We start from the raw sequence: 13308 nt of genomic DNA on the forward strand, positions 1-13308 counted from the left end.
AGGGATTAACAGTAGCAGCTCTACGTCGACAAGCCTTGTACAATCAATTAAATCTATTTAGCGCAAGAACTGTTGACCATTTCAACAAAAAACGGCCTCCAGGAGGCCGTTTAAAATCTATACTTAAAACATTACGTTACCTAATGCTTACTGCCCACCTGAGCACTGGCGGCTGAGTGCCGTGCTGCATAGCTGCCCCACAGCACCACCAGTAGGAAGGCATACATCATGACGCCACTGTTGTGCCCTAGGAATACCTGGGAGAGTCCGAAATCCAGGAACGTAACGGGTAGCAGCACCCCCGCTGTCGCCACGGCGCGGGTGGTGAGGTCGCTGGCTTGTAGGTCGCGGGCAAACAGTCGCATGGGCACCAGGTAAAGCGCCAGCAGAATCACCAACCCCAGAATACCGCGCTTAGCAAAGGCATCGACGAATTCGTTGTGGGCGTGGCCATGTTGGGCTGCTGCACTGCTAATGATGCCCTCTTCACCAAAGGCGTACATAGCTTCGGCGTAGCCAGTACTGCCCCATCCGGTCAGCGGTTTTTCCTGAATCAGGATCGCAGCACCGCGCCACATGTCGAACCGAGCCCCAACAGAGGTCGAGCGATTTTCACCGGAAATGTACAATGCCACGTCACTGAAGGCATGCTGCACGCGATCCTGAACCCCCGACTGAGGCACTGAATATACCACCCCCCCTCCCACCATCATGACCGCCACCACGGCCACTTTCAGCCGAGCAGAAAGCTGGGTGCCATAGGCGCGGTACAGCACCAACAGTACGATGGGAAAACCGACCCAACCGCCCCGGCTACCGGAAAACAGCGAGCCCAATATGCCGCCCAACGCCCCTGCCAACAGCAGGGCGACCCACACCTGACGCTGGCGCTGCACCACGGCCCACCCCAAGCCTGCCATGCACAGCACGCCCAGCAGCATGCTGAGGTTACCGAACTGAATCACGTGGGTATGGCCCTGGGCACGACCCACCCCTTCGAACAGCTTCTGCCATCCGGCCCAGGTACCTGCACTGAGCGCGCCCACAGCGGCACCGCTCCATAGAAAGGCCAGATTGGGCGGGTAGCGCAGCACCCAGAACAGCGCCGGAATGGCCAGAATGAAGCGGCTGGGCTTGTCGAAGCCTTTGCTGCCTTGGCCATCCAGCCATGCTTCCAGCATGGTAATGGCCGCGTAGGCCAGCAGCACGGCCATGATAGCGCCATCCTGACGTGTCAACGTAGGCACACGGCGCAGGGCGATGAGCCCCAGCCCCGCCAGCAGCAGCAGCAACGCCCCTAGCGAGTAGCCGCTGGGCACCACCAGTGCAATGGCGGCCAATAGAAAGACGGCCACGCCCGTGAATAGCTGGGGGGGCTGAGTGCCTGCGTGTGATGAGGGGGAGTGCGTTGCCAACATTGAAACAGACTTCCTTTCATGGCCCTGGGGCGGCAAATCATTGAGGAAGCCGATAATAGCACAGGCAGCCTGTTCTCACAGACAGAATGGGCTCACAGACAGCCAAGCGATTGGCCAACCTGTTCACTAACTGACCATAGGCCATCAAATAAAAAACCGGCCCCTGAGGGCCGGTTCTATCTGCTGTTAGGCAGTTATCCATTCAAGCGTTGGCGAAAGCCAGGCTTAGAAGTGGTAACGAGCGCCAGTCAGCCAGTATACGTTGTCGGTCAGGTCGCCCAGAGTGGTGCCACGATCGACGCTCGGCGCATCGCCGTCAGCCAGCTCAGCGAATACGTCGAAGTTGCTGGATACTTTGTAGTATGCGCCAGCAGACCATGCGTTGCTGTTAGAGTCGTTGTCACGCTCGATGTTGTAGTAGTCAACGTTGAACGCCCAAGGACCAGTGGTGAAAGTACCACCCAGACCTACGGAGTCGAAGCCACCGCCGAATTCAGTGCTGTTGTCACGGCCTTCGTAGCCCAGACGTGCAGAGAACTGATCAGTGATGTCGTAAGAACCCATTACGCCGTACAGCATTTCGCCGTTGCCGCCGCCACGAACTACGTCGTCAACGAAGCCCAGAGCAACAGTTACAGGACCTTCAGCGTAACGAACACCACCCTGAGCGGCTACAACTTCGCCTTGCTCAGTAGTTTCGATACCTTCCAGCAGGCCGCGCTCGCTGTAGTGCTTCAGCTGCAGGAATGCAGTGAAACCGCTCAGGTCAGGCGTGTAGTAACCGATAGAGTCGCCGCGAGACTGTGTCGGGTGACCAGCAAACTCAAGACCTTGGTCGATGTAGACGTCGAACGGCTTGGAAACGAACTGGCTGTAGAAGCTGTCGAAGTTACCGCCGACAACTGTACCGTACTGCTCGCTCTTCAGACCGATGTAGCTCTGACGAGTTTCACGGAAAGCTTCGCCGCTGCGACGCTCGTCAGCGCGGAAACGCCATTCCAAGTGACCGAAAGCGCTCAGGTCAGAAGTAACCTGCTGGCTCATGCGCAGACCCAGACGAGAGAACACGTCTACGAACTCAGCGCCGTTGTCGATTTCTTGGCCAGCATTGTTGAACTCGGGGCCGCCACCGGCGATACCCATGGCGATACGACCGTAAATGTCCAGACGAGTGCCGTCCTGGTCATAGACAGTGGCTGCTTGAGCGGCAGCGGAGGCACCCAGGGCGCCAACGATGGCAGTCGCTAAAAGTGTCTTTTTCATGATGTAGGTTCCTTTAACTAGCTTACTGTTTCGATCGTTATTACTGGCCTTCGTAGAAGCCAGTAAGTGGCTTGCGGGCCATGCTCTTTTTCTCATCCGCCGGTTTTTCCCGGTGGTATGCGACATGTCCTCAACAAAGCCTTGTTATAGTCCAATGCTCGCAGGTCAAACTCTATACTGGGATTCCAAGGAACGCAATAGAAAAAAACAGTGTTTTTTTATGATTTGTGTTTTTTTATGGAACCCAGCCAACCCAAACCGGTCTCAGCGGCCTTCGAATTTCTGCTGCAAACCTTTCAGCTTCTCTTCAAGGCTAAGCGGTTTTGCCTGCTCGATTTTTTCCTGCCGGGGCACTTCCTGACGTTTTTCCTTCCTTGGCGGCGGCGTTCGTTGAGCAGGTTTGGCACGCGGTGTCGGCGCGGCTTCTGTTGCTGTGGTCGCCTGGCTTTCGTGGCGCCGCGCACTGGCGTGCTGTGCCGCTTCCTTGTCGACTTTGCCTGCCGGATTGCCTTCCAGATCGACCCGCTCTACCCCTTCCCGCATGGATTTGATGTAGCGCGGCAGATTGACGTAGTTGGCCAGCGCACGGCGCACCAGCTTGCCCGACCAGGGCTCACGCTCGGCCAGGTCGTGGTGGATTCCTACCTTCAGCGGTTTGGTATGCCCTTTGAAGAAAGCATTGGGGTAGCGCTGATACCACTGTTTCAACAACGCGTGGGGCGATGGCGGCTGAGTCGCTTTGGCAGCAGGTTCAACGGCAGGGGGTGGCGCTACCTGGGGTGGCGCTGCTTCCCAGCGCGCCAGCTGCTGTTTCAGGCGGCTGTTTTCGGCACGCAGTGCTTCCAGCTCGTCGTTCTTCTGGTCGAGCCGTGTTTCGAGTAGTTCTAATAGTTGCAGTACGTTGGCAGCCATCACCTCCTCCTTTCCTTGCTCAGTCGTTGACACGCTCATATACCACGAAATCATAACGTGGCTGCCCTTCCGCTGGCTGACCGGGTACGCGCTGCACTTCACGCCACTCGTCTGCCGAGAATTCTGGAAACGTGGCGTCGCCCTCGACGTCGATATCGACTTCAGTAATATACAGCCGCTGGGCAAAGGGCAAGGCTTGCTGGTAGATCTCACCGCCTCCCATCACCATGATCTCTTCGGCCGCTTCGATGGTGGCATGCTGGTCGGCCAGCGCCAAGGCTGATGGCAGATCGTGGCAGATGCGCGTTCCCTCGGCGGTGAAAGCCGAGTCTCGGGTCACCACGATATTCAGCCGATTGGGCAACGGCTTGCCGATGGATGCATAGGTCTTGCGCCCCATGACCAGCGGCTTGGCCTGGGTCATGCGTTTGAAGAACTTCAGGTCTTCCGGCAGGTACCAAGGCAGCTTGCCATCGACGCCGATGACACGATTCTTCGCCATGGCGACGATCATCGCCACCGGCATCAGCAGTTCGTCAGTCGGGAGAGATTGGCTCATACGGCAACCTTTGCCTTGATGTGGGGGTGCGATTGGTAACCTTCTATATGAATATCATCGAAGGTGAAGTCGAACAGATCCGTGACCGCCGGGTTGAGCACCAGCGCTGGCGGCGCCATGGGCGTACGCGCCAGCTGCTCCTGCGCCTGCTCCAGGTGATTGCTGTAGAGATGGGCATCGCCCAGCGTGTGGATGAACTCGCCCGGCTTCAGCCCGGTCACTTGCGCCACCATGCTGAGCAGCAGCGCGTAGCTGGCGATATTGAACGGCACACCGAGGAAAATATCCGCACTGCGCTGGTACAGCTGGCAGGAAAGGCGACCGTTCGCCACGTAGAACTGGAACAGGCAGTGGCACGGCGGCAGCTTCATTTCATCCACCTGCCCTGGGTTCCAGGCCGAGACGATCAAACGGCGCGACTGCGGGTTATGGCGAATCTGCTCCAGCACATTGGCAATCTGATCCACGCTGCCACCCTTGGGGTGCGGCCAGCTACGCCATTGATAGCCATATACGGGACCCAGGTTGCCCTCTTCATCGGCCCATTCGTCCCAGATACGCACACCGTGCTCTTTCAGGTAACCGATGTTGGTATCGCCCTTCAGAAACCACAGCAGCTCATGAATGATCGAGCGCAGGTGCAGCTTCTTGGTGGTCAGCAGCGGAAACCCACGAGAAAGATCGAAACGCATCTGGTGGCCAAACACCGAGCGCGTACCCGTACCGGTACGGTCACCGCGATCAACGCCCTGTTCGAGCACAGTGCGCATCAAGTCCAGGTAAGGCTGCTCAAGCGCAGGCAATTCGTTCGACGTGGTAAGCGAAGGCGTTGTAGCAGTCACAAGGTTTCCAGATTAACAGCGAATATGAGGCTGTATTCTAGGCCCCCCTAAAGGCAACGTCTATGTTAAGGGTGGTGGGAGGGAGCTTTGGCTCGCGATGATGCAGGCACAAGTGCCTGCCCAGACAGCGGCGCCAGCCGCCCCGATTACGCCACCAAACGGGAAAACGCCACCGCCACCCACCGTGCCCTCATCGGCAACGCTCTCGCGTTGCTTCGCGGGTGCGCTCTGCTTACGCCGCGCTACGGGGATATCGCCAACGTCGATGTTGTGCAACCGCATGTGCACATGCCACCCCATGTGGGCATGCCGATCACGCCTCCAAACGGGAAAACGCCACCGCCGCCCATCGTGCCCTCATCGGCAACGCTTCCGCGTTGCTTCGCGGGAGCGCTCTGCTTACGCCGCGCTACGTTTTCCACCGCAAGCTATGCCCCCGTAGCGCGGCGTAACGACAGAGCGAGAGCAACGAGCGATGGAGGCACCCGCGGAGGCGGCGCCAGCCGCCCCGATTACGCCACCAAACGGGAAAACGCCACCGCCGCCCACCGCGCCCTCATCGGCAACGCTCTCGCGTTGCTTCGCGGGTGCGCTCCGCTTACGCCGCGCTACGGGGATATCGCCAACGCCGATGTCGTGCAACCGCATGCGCATATGCCGCCCCATTTGGGCACCACGATTACGCCTCCAAACGGGAAAACGCCACCGCCGCCCACCGTGCCCCCATCGGCAACGCTCTCGCGTTGCTTCGCGGGTGCGCTCCGCTTACGCCGCGCTACGTTTTCCACCGCAAGCTATGCCCCCGTAGCGCGGCGTAACGACAGAGCGAGAGCAACGAGCGATGGAGGCACCCGCGAAGGCGGCGCCAGCCGCCCCGATCACGCCTCCAAACGGGAAAATGCCACCGCCACCCACCGTGCCCTCACCGGCAACGCTTCCGCGTTGCTTCGCGGGTGCGCTATGCTTACGCCGCGCTACGGGGATATCGCCAACGCCGATGTCGTGCAACCGCATGTGCATATGCCGCCCGATGTGGGCACCACGATTACGGTATCGAACAATAAAACGCCACCGCCGCCCACCGCGCCCTCATCGGCAACGCTCTCGCGTTGCTTCGCGGGTGCGCTCCGCTTACGCCGCGCTACGGGGATATCGCCAACGTCGATGTTGTGCAACCGCATGTGCACATGCCACCCCATGTGGGCATGCCGATCACGCCTCCAAACGGCAAAACGCCACCGCCGCCCATCGTGCCCTCATCGGCAACGCTCTCGCGTTGCTTCGCGGGTGCGCTATGCTTACGCCGCGCTACGGGGATATCGCCAACGCCGATGTCGTGCAACCGCATGTGCATATGCCGCCCGATGTGGGCACCACGATTACGGTATCGAACAATAAAACGCCACCGCCACCCACCGTGCCCTCATCGGCAACGCTTCCGCGTTGCTTCGCGGGAGCGCTCTGCTTACGCCGCGCTACGTTTTCCACCGCAAGCTATGCCCCCGTAGCGCGGCGTAACGACAGAGCGAGAGCAACGAGCGATGGAGGCACCCGCGAAGGCGGCGCCAGCCGCCCCGATTACGCCACCAAACGGGAAAATGCCACCGCCACCCACCGTGCCCTCACCGGCAACGCTTCCGCGTTGCTTCGCGGGTGCGCTCCGCTTACGCCGCGCTACGGGGTGTACTGCTTTCTATACCTTGGCGTCGATGGGCTTGCCTTTTGACCAGAGCATGAACAGGATGCCAAGAATAATCATGGGCAAGGTGAGGAGCATGCCCATGGTGAACCAGCCAAAGGCGAGGTAGCCGATGTGGGCGTCGGGCATGCGGACGAATTCGACCATGAAGCGGAAGACGCCGTAGCCCAGCAAAAACAGGCCGGAGACGAACCCGCGCGCGCGAGGCTTGGCCGAGACCCACCAGAGGATGACGAACAGCACGGCGCCTTCCAATACGGCTTCGTAGAGTGCCGAGGGGTGACGAGGCTCTGGGCCCATGCCGGGAAACGGCATACCCCAGGGGAGCGAGGTCACGCGACCGGGCAGCTCATGATTGATGAAGTTGCCGATGCGCCCTGCCCCCAGGCCGATGGGCACGAGCGGGGCGATGAAATCGGTGAGGGTGAAGAAGGCCAGCTGCTTGCGACGGGCAAAGAACCAGGCGGCCAGCAACACGCCGATCAAACCGCCGTGGAAGCTCATGCCACCATCCCAGACGCGGAAGATCCACAGCGGGTCGGCAGACCACTGCCCCAGGCCGTAAAACAGCGCATAGCCCAATCGCCCACCGGCCACGACGCCGATGGCGCAGTAGAACAGCAGGTCGCTGATATCATCCTTGGTGAGCCCGATCCGCGCAGCACGGCGGCAGCCCAGCCACCAGGCAGCAACGAAACCGACCACGTACATCAAACCGTACCAGTGCACTTGCAGGGGGCCGAGCGAAATCGCGACGGGGTCTATCGTGGGGTAATTGATCATTTCGTTTCTCTATGTGAACAAAAGAAGTGACAGCGTGCCGGGTGGCGATTACGCCAGGATGAAGCGCAGCCCCACCACTGTAAGCAGCAGGGCAAAACCATAGCGCAGCACGTGGGCAGGCAACACGTGCGCCAGCCGCACCCCTAGCCGTGCAAAGGGTACGCTGGTGACGACGATGCCGATAAACGCGGGCCACATGACGAAGCCAGTGGCCCACGGCGGCAACAGAGGGTTGCCCCAGCCGACGATGATGAAGGTGATGGCACCCACGACGGCAATGGGCAGGCCGCAGGCGGCGGAGGTGCCCACGGCCTGAGTCATGGTGGCACCGGAGCGAGACAGCCAGGGCACCGTCATGGCCCCGCCGCCAATACCGAACAGTGCCGAAATGGCGCCCACGACGCCTCCGGCCACCGACATCGCCACTTTACCGGGCGCAACGCTGCCCGGCTTGGGATTCAAGCCAATGACCATCTTGGCGGCCAGCAGCAGCACGAACACGCCGAACAGTGTGCCCAGCACGGTGCCTGAGAGATTCCCTGCAATGAAGACCCCGGCAATCGCGCCGAGCATGAGCCCCGGCAGCAGCGCCATGAACCAGGGGCGGTGTACGCTGCCGCGACGCACGTGGCCAAGGGCCGAAGAGGCTCCGGTGACCACGATGGTGGCCAGCGACGTGCCCACTGCCAGATGCATGGTGATTTCTGGCGCGATGCCTTGCAGGCCAAAAGCGAACACCAGCACCGGTACGATGATGATGCCGCCCCCTACGCCAAACAGTCCTGCCATGGTGCCTGCGGCGGCACCGAGTACGAGATAACTGGCCAAAATGGCGGCAAATGTCATTGTGCGGGCTTCTCCAAAGCGTCAGGCAGCCATTTCTTGAGCATGCGCTGCAGCGTTTCGGGTTGATAGGGCTTGGCTAGGATATCATCCATGCCTGCCGTTTCGCAGGTGCCTCGCCCGGCGTTGTCCACGTTCGCGGTGAGGGCAATGATGATACTGCGATGGGCGGGGTTATGCCGCTCGAACTGTCGCCAGCGGCGGGTAGTTTCCAGGCCATCCAGCGTGGGCATGAAGATGTCCATGAACACGAGATCGTAAAAAGTGGACTGTTGCCGCTCCAGCGCCTGCTCGCCACTGCTGACGCCTTCTACCTGAAGCCCTTGAGATTCAAGCATTTGCCGTGCCAGCATCAGGTTAACGGGGCCGTCATCCACGACCAGTACACGGGGCTGATACCCTTCGGTTTTCAGCACGTCGCAGGTGGTGGCTTCGTTGACGCTCTGCTGCACGAAATTGGCCAGCAGCGAGCGTATGTCGGCCAGCCGCTCGCGCACATGGGTGACGTTCTGGCGACATGCCTCGGTAGTGTCGTCCTTGATCATGCTGCCCAGGTGTTCGAACAGGCTGTCGGCTTCACGCTGCATCAAGGTCAGGTAGCCTGACTTCAGCCGCGACTCTTCCCGTGCCCGCTCCCTGCCTGCCATCAGGTGCTTCAGCTGCTTCTGCTGGTGATGCAGGTCTTCGAGCAGCGCCTGGTCGGCCCGGCCCGCGCTCTCTTGCGTCGCCGTGGGTATTTTTTCCAACTGTTCCAGCATGGTGGCCAGCCGATCGTTGGCATGGGTAAGGCGCTTGAGGGGGCGCTGATGGGTGTCTTCTTCCGCCGCCCATGGCTGGCTGGGAGCGACCTTCTGCCCCAAGGAGGCGACACGGCACTCCAGCTCGACCAGGCACTGCATGAAACGGGCATCCTTATATCTGGCCCGGGCTTTGATTAACATCAAGAAAGCGCCTACATTCATGCAACTGCCCAGCAGCAGGGCCAGGGTAAGCCATAACGTGGTCGACCAGGAGGCCTGGCCTGGCGACATCACCCAGATCACCACTCCCATCAACAGGCAGAGCAGTACGAGTGCGGCTTGCACTAACAGCAGCGGCCACAGAACGGGCCAGATGATGGCGTTCCAGAAGTGCTCTCGCTGATCACGTTGCATAGTGTGCGTCTTCCTCGTTGATATGAGGCTCTGTCGCGGCAGGTGAACCGCCTTATTGCTTTAGCTTTGCTAAGTGTACGTCCACTCTTGGATGCTGTCATGCAGCACACCGCAAGGAGTCGGATTTCGTGACCAACAGGGGTCGTTTATGTGTTTGATCACCTTTTCATGGCGCCCAGGGAGTCGTTTCCCGCTGCGTCTGGCCGGTAATCGGGATGAATTTCATGCCCGCCCCACGGCACCACTGGCCCGCTGGGACGACAAGCCGCTGCTGGGCGGCCGCGACCTGGAGGCCGGGGGCACCTGGCTGGCGGCCAACCGGAAAGGAATGGTAGCCGCATTGACCAACGTGCGCGACACCCGGTTGTTGGCCCCCGCTCACCCGCCCAGCCGGGGCGAACTGGTGGCCAACGCACTCACCAGTAGCGACCCTGCCCAGTGGTTAAGGGACATGGCCGAGCACGGCGCAGCCCGTTATGCCGGGTTCAACCTGCTGGTGGCGACGCCCACCCACTGCTGGCACCTGCACCGGGGGCGCAACGGCGTGACGCTGAACGAAGTGGCCGAGGGGGTTCACGGGTTATCCAACGCCAGCCTGAACACTGCGTGGCCCAAGCTCCAGGCGGTGCGCCACGCGCTGAGCCAGCATGAGTCGACGCTCTGGCGCCGAGCAACTCGCCAGGCGCTTCACGATGCCAGCCTTGCGGAGGATGCCGCGCTACCCGATACCGGGGTGGGGCTGACGCTGGAACGTCAGCTCTCTGCTGCGTTCATTCTGGGGGAGGCCTACGGCACGCGGGCCACGACATGGCTGTCACTGAGTGAGCAAGGAGACATCACCCTGACCGAGCAGCGCTTTGGGCCGCTCGGCCGTTTTCAGGGTGAGACCACCTTGGCAACGCCCGCCCGCAGGGGGTATTAATCCCTGGGGGGAAGCAGGTGGGAAAGCTGCCACTCGTCGAAGCGCTGGTTGAGATGGGCATGCACCTGGGAAGGCGTATCCAGCTGCATGATTTCACTGAGCAGCGTTTGCGCATCAGCCAGGGTGACACGCCGAATGGCTGCTCGCACCTTGGGCAGGCTGGGAGCGTTCATGGAGAGGCTATTGAAGCCCATGGCCATCAGCAGCAGCGCCCCTGCCGGGTCCCCGGCCAGTTCACCACACAGCGAAATGGGTTTGTTCAGCCGCTTGGCATCCTGGGATAGCTCGACCAGCGCACCCAGCAGTGCCGGGTGCAGGGCATCGTACAAGCTGGATACCCGCGCATTGTTGCGGTCTACCGCCAGCAGGTACTGGGTGAGATCGTTACTGCCCACCGAGAAGAAATCCACCCGCTTGGCCAGCGCATCCATCTGATAGATGGTGGCGGGCACTTCGATCATGACCCCGACGCTGGGCCGCGCCACCTGGATGCCCTCTTCGCCCAGCTCGATGATGGCGCGGTCGAGCAGGCGAATCGCTTCGTCCACTTCCTCGACGTTGGTGATCATCGGGAACAGAACGTGGAGGTTGTTCAGATCCTGAGAGGCCTTGAGCATGGCGCGCAGCTGCACCATCAGGACTTCGGGGTGGTCGAGAGTGACGCGCATGCCGCGCCAGCCCAGGAATGGGTTGGCCTCTTCGATGGGGAAGTAGGGCAAATCCTTGTCGCCGCCGATATCCAGCGTGCGCATGACCACCGGTAGGGGCGCAAAGCCTGCCAACTGCTCTCGGTACATGCGCATTTGCTCTTTCTCGCCGGGGAAGCGCTCGGTGATCATGAACGGCACTTCGGTGCGGTAGAGCCCTACCCCGCCAATCCGGCTTTTCAGCATGGCAGACGCATCCACCGCCAGGCCGGTGTTCACCATCAGCGGGATGCCGTGGCCATCCGGGGTTTCGCTGGGCAGGTCCTGCTCGTGGGCCAACACCTCACTGAGCACTTTCTCTTCGGCAATCAGGCTAGCGTAGCGAGCCTTGAGCTCCGCCATGGGCCGCACGAACAGCCGCCCACGGTGGCCATCCAGCACCACAGGCGCGCCGTTCAGGCGGGGCAGCGGCAAATCCATCATGCCCAGCACGGTGGGGATACCCATGGCACGGGCGACGATGGCCACATGCGAGGTGCTGGAGCCGCGCACCGAGACCAGCCCCTTGAGCTTGTCGCGGGGCACTTCGCCCAACATCGCCACGCTGATTTCATCGCCCACCAGAATGGCGTCGTCCGGGTAGGTTTCCGGGGTGGCGGGCGTGTCTTCCTGAAGATGCGCCAGCACGCGGCGGCCCAGGTCGCGAATATCCGCCGCCCGTTCACGCAGGTAGTCGTCATCGACCCGCTCCAGGTATTGCACGTGACGGCGCACCACATCGGCCAACGCCCCCGGCGCCCACTGCCCTTCACGGATGCGTTTTTCGACCTCTTCCGAAAGCGCTGCCTCGCCCAGCATCTGCTGGTAGACATCGAACAGCGCCAGCTCCTGGGAAGAGATACGGTTGACCAGCCGCTCGGCCGCCGCGCGGATTTCGTCGCGGGTCTTGCCGATGGCTTCCTTGAGACGGGCGATTTCGTACTCCTGATCGCTGGGAATCAGGTCTGGCACGCTGTTGAGGTCAGCGGGCGGAGTAATGACCACGGCCTCGCCCATGGCCATCCCGGGCGAAGCGGCCACGCCCTTGAACATGGCTTGGCCGCCGGGCAGCGCAGGGCGGGTCAGGTGGCCCGTGGCCAGGGCATGGGCCAGCACGCCGGCCAACTGGGCTGCCATGGTGACCAGAAAGGCTTCGTCTTCGTCATCGTAGCGGCGCTTTTCCGCCTGCTGCACCACCAGCACGCCCAGCATGTGACGCTGGTGGATGATCGGCACCCCAAGAAAGCTTGAATAACGCTCTTCACCGGTCGCTTCAAAGTAGCGGAAATGGGAGTGCGACTGGGCATCTTCCAGGTTGAGCGGCTCGCTGCGTTTGGCCACCAGCCCCACCAGGCCTTCGCCCAGCGGCAGCACCACACGGCCCACGGCCTGGGTGCGCAGGCCGATGGTTTCCATCAGCACCAGCGACTCCAGCTCTTTGTCATACAGGTAGAACGAGCAGACATCCGTCTGCATGGCTTTACGGATACGACGTACCATGGTGGACAGCGCGGCATCGAGGTTGCGCGCGCCATTCACTTCCTGAATCACGCGTCGTAGCACCTCAAGCATCGACGTTTTACTATTCACTGTTGTTTGCCTCGCGGAGGAAGTGTCCGGCTATAGCCCACTGCCGGCTTCCAGCAGTGACGCGCCCGTCATCCTTCATTATCTTGTGCCAAGCGCTGCACGCGAGGAGACAGCTCTCGTAACGCGCGTCGATAAACCTCTCGTTTAAACGGCACCACCTGACCCAGCGGGTACCAGTAGCTGACCCATCGCCAACCATCGAATTCCGGCTTGGGTGTCGCCGTCATACAGATCCGGTTTTCCTGGCAGCGAATTTGCAATAAAAACCACTTCTGTTTCTGGCCAATGCAGACTGGCCTGGAGTGGGTACGAATCATGCGTCGTGGCAGACGGTAGCGCAGCCAGCCCCGGGTGCAGGCGACAATATCAACATCGTCGGCGGTCAGGCCGATTTCTTCGTGAAGCTCACGAAAAAGTGCTTGTTGTGGTGTCTCGCTTGCCTTGATGCCTCCCTGGGGGAATTGCCACGCATTTTGTCCTACACGACGCGCCCAAAGCAGTTGCCCCTGGCTATTGGCAATAATGATGCCAACATTGGGGCGAAAGCCGTCAGCGTCGATCACGGACATCACCTTCATAAATTTTCAGTTGTCCCCATTTTTCCACAAGGGAGTCAACCGTATCAATACAATATAAC

At 60.8% G+C, this 13308-nt stretch carries 11 protein-coding genes; 1 reads left to right on the plus strand and 10 read right to left on the minus strand.

From position 1 onward, the window contains the following. Positions 1-140: 140 nt before the first annotated feature. From RVM27_RS03055 to RVM27_RS03090, 8 genes are all read right to left on the minus strand, one after another. Entirely contained in the window at positions 141-1418 is a 1278-nt protein-coding gene (locus RVM27_RS03055) for an O-antigen ligase family protein (protein ID WP_498957326.1), read from the minus strand. Between the two features lie 225 nt (positions 1419-1643). Then, the gene (locus RVM27_RS03060; protein ID WP_498957327.1) at positions 1644-2681 is read right to left on the minus strand and encodes a porin; all 1038 of its coding nucleotides are present in this window, start codon (positions 2679-2681) and stop codon (positions 1644-1646) included. A 264-nt stretch (positions 2682-2945) separates the two neighbouring features. Beyond that, entirely contained in the window at positions 2946-3593 is a 648-nt protein-coding gene (locus tag RVM27_RS03065) for a ProQ/FINO family protein (RefSeq protein ID WP_498957328.1), read from the minus strand. 19 nt (positions 3594-3612) lie between these two features. After that, on the minus strand, positions 3613-4152 hold the full coding sequence (locus tag RVM27_RS03070) for a dihydrofolate reductase (RefSeq protein WP_498957329.1): 540 nt from the start codon (positions 4150-4152) through the stop codon (positions 3613-3615). Beyond that, positions 4149-4994, minus strand: coding sequence for a thymidylate synthase (locus RVM27_RS03075; RefSeq protein ID WP_498957330.1), 846 nt, complete (start codon positions 4992-4994; stop codon positions 4149-4151). The genes RVM27_RS03070 and RVM27_RS03075 overlap by 4 nt, the downstream gene beginning before the upstream one ends. A gap of 1693 nt (positions 4995-6687) precedes the next feature. Beyond that, positions 6688-7476 carry a prolipoprotein diacylglyceryl transferase gene (gene lgt, locus RVM27_RS03080; RefSeq protein WP_498957331.1) on the minus strand — a complete coding sequence of 263 codons (789 nt, stop codon included), beginning with the start codon at positions 7474-7476 and terminating at the stop codon, positions 6688-6690. A gap of 48 nt (positions 7477-7524) precedes the next feature. Next, positions 7525-8322, minus strand: coding sequence for a sulfite exporter TauE/SafE family protein (locus RVM27_RS03085; RefSeq protein WP_144980249.1), 798 nt, complete (start codon positions 8320-8322; stop codon positions 7525-7527). After that, the gene (locus RVM27_RS03090; protein ID WP_498957332.1) at positions 8319-9473 is read right to left on the minus strand and encodes a response regulator; all 1155 of its coding nucleotides are present in this window, start codon (positions 9471-9473) and stop codon (positions 8319-8321) included. Before RVM27_RS03090 ends, RVM27_RS03085 begins: the two co-directional genes overlap by 4 nt. Before the next feature lie 148 nt (positions 9474-9621). On the opposite strand from RVM27_RS03090, the gene RVM27_RS03095 reads away from it, so the two are divergent. Further along, entirely contained in the window at positions 9622-10395 is a 774-nt protein-coding gene (locus RVM27_RS03095) for an NRDE family protein (protein ID WP_498957333.1), read from the plus strand. On the opposite strand, the gene ptsP is transcribed toward RVM27_RS03095, so the two are convergent. Continuing rightward, a complete protein-coding gene (gene ptsP, locus RVM27_RS03100; RefSeq protein ID WP_498957334.1) occupies positions 10392-12653 on the minus strand; it encodes a phosphoenolpyruvate--protein phosphotransferase in 2262 nt (753 codons plus the stop codon). The genes RVM27_RS03095 and ptsP overlap by 4 nt on opposite strands. An 86-nt stretch (positions 12654-12739) precedes the next feature. Then, a complete protein-coding gene (locus RVM27_RS03105) occupies positions 12740-13234 on the minus strand; it encodes an RNA pyrophosphohydrolase (protein ID WP_039183147.1) in 495 nt (164 codons plus the stop codon). Positions 13235-13308: the final 74 nt, after the last annotated feature.

The organism is Halomonas sp. KM007 (genome assembly GCF_050709225.1).
In the GTDB taxonomy this organism is placed as follows: Bacteria; Pseudomonadota; Gammaproteobacteria; order Pseudomonadales; family Halomonadaceae; genus Vreelandella; species Vreelandella hamiltonii.

What these genes read in the sequence shown, in the direction of transcription:
- RVM27_RS03065 (WP_498957328.1), bottom strand. Translation starts at nt 3,593, where the DNA reads ATGGCTGCCAACGTACTGCAACTATTAGAACTACTCGAAACACGGCTC.
- RVM27_RS03095 (WP_498957333.1), top strand. Translation starts at nt 9,622, where the DNA reads ATGTGTTTGATCACCTTTTCATGGCGCCCAGGGAGTCGTTTCCCGCTG.
- RVM27_RS03055 (WP_498957326.1), bottom strand. Translation starts at nt 1,418, where the DNA reads ATGTTGGCAACGCACTCCCCCTCATCACACGCAGGCACTCAGCCCCCC.
- RVM27_RS03090 (WP_498957332.1), bottom strand. Translation starts at nt 9,473, where the DNA reads ATGCAACGTGATCAGCGAGAGCACTTCTGGAACGCCATCATCTGGCCC.
- RVM27_RS03060 (WP_498957327.1), bottom strand. Translation starts at nt 2,681, where the DNA reads ATGAAAAAGACACTTTTAGCGACTGCCATCGTTGGCGCCCTGGGTGCC.
- RVM27_RS03085 (WP_144980249.1), bottom strand. Translation starts at nt 8,322, where the DNA reads ATGACATTTGCCGCCATTTTGGCCAGTTATCTCGTACTCGGTGCCGCC.
- lgt (WP_498957331.1), bottom strand. Translation starts at nt 7,476, where the DNA reads ATGATCAATTACCCCACGATAGACCCCGTCGCGATTTCGCTCGGCCCC.
- ptsP (WP_498957334.1), bottom strand. Translation starts at nt 12,653, where the DNA reads ATGCTTGAGGTGCTACGACGCGTGATTCAGGAAGTGAATGGCGCGCGC.
- RVM27_RS03070 (WP_498957329.1), bottom strand. Translation starts at nt 4,152, where the DNA reads ATGAGCCAATCTCTCCCGACTGACGAACTGCTGATGCCGGTGGCGATG.